The following is a 4,133-nucleotide window of genomic DNA, read 5'->3' as shown; positions in this document are numbered from 1 at the left end:
GGCTGGATCACCTCCTTTCTAAGGATGTTCCTAGCATCACAGAGCTTGCTCTTGATCGTGGAACACTTAGCAGAAGATCAACAAACAAAGTTGATCAAACTCATGGACCGAGCCGTCCTCATATCTCTTCAGAAAATCAGGATCTTGCGAATGGCGTGAGGTCCGGCAAGGGGCCTTAGCTCAGCTGGGAGAGCGCCTGATTTGCATTCAGGAGGTCAGGAGTTCGATCCTCCTAGGCTCCACCAAGCCTTTTGCAAAGCAAAGGGCGTTGTCGCGGCAGTTGCTTTTGCTTGCAAAAGCAATGAGAGCGACTTGCAGTCGGCCCCTATAAAAGTGGGTCGGTAGCTCAGGTGGTTAGAGCGCACGCCTGATAAGCGTGAGGTCGGAGGTTCAAGTCCTCCTCGACCCACCACTTTCCTTCGATTTGACCGTTAAGCACTGATTTGAGTGTTTAGCCGTCCAATCGGACGTCGCTTCTTCGGAAGCATTGACATCGTATAGAGAGAAATCAATCAACACTGTTTGATCGTGCCGAGTGAGGCACTGATCTCGGTCGTTTCTGCCATTTGGCAGAAGGCGCAGTTTGGGTCTAGCCGGCCCTGTCTGCGTATCCCGATCGAAACGAACAGAGTTGTCCAAGTCTAATATACTAACCCGAGCGACCTGCGTTGATCAGCTGCACGGCTGAGAGACCATATGGGGTTGCTCATTTGTCCTCGTCCAAGTGGCGGGGGCGGGAAATGTATGTTTTTGGTTCAGAAGAATGACTGCCTTTAGTTACCAGCTGGGCGGTCTCGATTGATACATAGTCTGCGAAGAACGAAGTTCGTAGCAGACATCGTGCTCAAGTAGCCGAATAGGCGGTAGCACAACTATCGTGTGTCTTTCTTTTTCTGGATCAAATCAAGCGCGAGAAGGGCGTTTGGTGAATGCCTTGGCAGCAAGAGGCGATGAAAGACGTGATACTCTGCGATAAGCCATGGGGAGCTGAGAATAAGCTTTGATCCATGGATCTCTGAATGGGGCAACCCACCTGAATGTTTGTTATTGTTAGTTTTGCTAATCAATAATGAGCATGAACAGGTACTTAAGACCTGAATACATAGGGTTTTAAGAGCAAACCCGGGGAACTGAAACATCTAAGTACCCGGAGGAAAGGAAATCAATTGATACTCCCCTAGTAGCGGCGAGCGAACGGGGACCAGCCGAGCCAGATAAGTGACTAGAACACGTTGGGAAGCGTGGCCATAGCGGGTGACAGCCCCGTATAGGAAGCTTTGATGGACGTATTAAGTAGGGCGGAACACGTGAAATTCTGTCTGAAGATCGGAGGACCACCTTCGAAGGCTAAGTACTCCTTGCTGACCGATAGCGAACCAGTACCGTGAGGGAAAGGTGAAAAGCACCCCGACGAGGGGAGTGAAACAGTACCTGAAACCGAACGCCTACAATCAGTCGGAGGATCCTCGAGATCTGACGGCGTACCTTTTGTATAATGGGTCATCGACTTGGTCTTACGAGCAAGCTTAAGCCGTTAGGTGTAGGCGTAGCGAAAGCGAGTCTTAATAGGGCGCATGAGTTCGTGGGATCAGACCCGAAACCGAGTGATCTAGGCATGGCCAGGTTGAAGGTAAGGTAACACTTACTGGAGGACCGAACCCACATCCGTTGAAAAGGATCGGGATGAGCTGTGCCTAGGGGTGAAAGGCCAATCAAACTCGGAGATAGCTGGTTCTCTGCGAAATCTATTTAGGTAGAGCGTCATCCGAATACCCCGGGGGGTAGAGCACTGGATGGGTAATGGGGCCCCACAGGCTTACTGATCCTAACCAAACTCCGAATACCCGGGAGTACTAGATGGCAGACACACTGCGGATGCTAACGTCCGTAGTGGAGAGGGAAACAACCCTGACCTACGACTAAGGCCCCCAATTCATGGCTAAGTGGGAAAGCAGGTGGGACGACCAAAACAACCAGGAGGTTGGCTTAGAAGCAGCCATCCTTTAAAGATAGCGTAACAGCTCACTGGTCTAAATAAGTTGTCCTGCGGCGAAGATGTAACGGGGCTCAAGCCATGAGCCGAAGTCTAGGGATGCGTAAGCATCGGTAGCAGAGCGTAGTGTGACATAGTCTCATTCCTCCTTCATGCCTTCGGGCAGATTGGAGGAGAGAGGCTTTCGATGAAGCGGGCGCGTGAGCGATCCCGTGGAGAGATCACTAGTGAGAATGATGACATGAGTAGCGACAAAGAGTGTGAGAGACACTCTCGCCGAAAGTCCAAGGGTTCCTGCTTAAAGCTAATCTGAGCAGGGTAAGCCGGCCCCTAAGCCGAGGCCGAAAGGCGTAGGCGATGGGAACTAGGTTAATATTCCTAGGCCAGGAGGATGTGACGGATCACAGGTGTAGTTCAATCTTATCGGATTGATTGGGCTGCTGAGTGGTTCCTGGAAATAGCCCTCCATCAGACCGTACCCTAAACCGACACAGGTGGACTGGTAGAGCATACCAAGGCGCTTGAGAGAACGATGTTGAAGGAACTCGGCAAAATACCTCCGTAAGTTCGCGAGAAGGAGGCCCGGTTCCTAGGCAACTAGGGGCTGGGGGCACAAACCAGGGGGTGGCGACTGTTTATTAAAAACACAGGGCTCTGCGAAGTCGCAAGACGACGTATAGGGTCTGACGCCTGCCCGGTGCCTGAAGGTTAAAAGGAGAGGTGAGAGCCTTGAATTGAAGCCCAGGTAAACGGCGGCCGTAACTATAACGGTCCTAAGGTAGCGAAATTCCTTGTCGGGTAAGTTCCGACCTGCACGAATGGCGTAACGACTTCCCCGCTGTCTCCAACATCGACTCAGCGAAATTGAATTGCCTGTCAAGATGCAGGCTTCCCGCGGTTAGACGGAAAGACCCCGTGCACCTTTACTACAGCTTCGCACTGGCATCAGGATTGTGATGTGCAGGATAGGTGGTAGGCTTTGAAGCAGGAACGCAAGTACCTGTGGAGCCTCCCTTGAGATACCACCCTTCGCACTCTTGATGTCTAACCGCGGTCCGTTATCCGGATCCGGGACCCTGCGTGGCGGGTAGTTTGACTGGGGCGGTCGCCTCCTAAAGCGTAACGGAGGCGCGCGAAGGTTGGCTCAGAGCGGTCGGAAATCGCTCGTTGAGTGCAATGGCAGAAGCCAGCCTGACTGCAAGACTGACAAGTCGAGCAGAGTCGAAAGACGGCCATAGTGATCCGGTGGTCCCGAGTGGAAGGGCCATCGCTCAACGGATAAAAGGTACGCCGGGGATAACAGGCTGATACTGCCCAAGAGTCCATATCGACGGCAGTGTTTGGCACCTCGATGTCGGCTCATCTCATCCTGGGGCTGGAGCAGGTCCCAAGGGTACGGCTGTTCGCCGTTTAAAGAGGTACGTGAGCTGGGTTTAGAACGTCGTGAGACAGTTCGGTCCCTATCTGCCGTGGGTGTAGGAGACTTGAGAGGAGTTGCCCCTAGTACGAGAGGACCGGGGTGAACGATCCACTGGTGGACCAGTTGTCGTGCCAACGGCAGTGCTGGGTAGCTATGATCGGACAGGATAACCGCTGAAGGCATCTAAGCGGGAAGCCCCCCTCAAAACAAGGTCTCCCTGAGGGCCGTGGAAGACCACCACGTCAATAGGCCGGAGATGTAAGCGCAGTAATGCGTTCAGTTGACCGGTACTAATCGCCCGATAGGCTTGATTTGATCCAGTAATGGAAAGACAAATCAAAAACATACACCTCAGTAAAACATGGATGGCTGTGTCGCACCAAGCGACACTGTTGATTGGCATAACAACCGTGCGGGAACGCGCCTTTTGTAAACAAAAGAAGCTGCCTCCCGCATGGTCGCTTTCTTGCACAGCAAGAAAGTCGACCGAGGGCTTTTCCTCGGTTTGGTGGTCATAGCGCAAGTGAAACACCCGGTCCCATCCCGAACCCGGAAGTTAAGCACTGCCGCGCCAATGGTACTTGGGCTTAAGCCCCGGGAGAGTAGGTCACCGCCAAACCTAGAAAAAGCCCAATTCTCTCTAACACGATGAAAACAAATCTGACTCTGACGCGGGATGGAGCAGCCCGGTAGCTCGTCAGGCTCATAACCTGAAGGTCG

Annotated in this window: 2 tRNA genes and 2 rRNA genes; all 4 read left to right on the top strand. The window is 52.7% G+C overall.

The window, feature by feature from the left end:
* Window positions 1-169 precede the first annotated feature (169 nt).
* The 4 genes from AC2FJ6_RS20725 to rrf all read left to right on the top strand — a co-directional run bounded on the left by AC2FJ6_RS20725 (window position 170) and on the right by rrf (window position 4,032).
* Window positions 170-245, top strand: a tRNA-Ala gene (locus tag AC2FJ6_RS20725).
* 90 nt (window positions 246-335) lie between these two features.
* Window positions 336-412 (top strand) — tRNA-Ile (locus AC2FJ6_RS20720).
* A gap of 489 nt (window positions 413-901) precedes the next feature.
* Window positions 902-3,728, top strand: a 23S ribosomal RNA gene (locus tag AC2FJ6_RS20715).
* A 189-nt stretch (window positions 3,729-3,917) separates the two neighbouring features.
* A 5S ribosomal RNA gene (gene rrf / locus AC2FJ6_RS20710) occupies window positions 3,918-4,032 on the top strand.
* Window positions 4,033-4,133: the final 101 nt, after the last annotated feature.

The sequence above is a fragment of the Ruegeria sp. CDSA089 genome (assembly GCF_059612205.1).
Note: the sequence above shows the minus strand (reverse complement) of the source record. Positions and strands in the feature narration are given on the sequence as shown.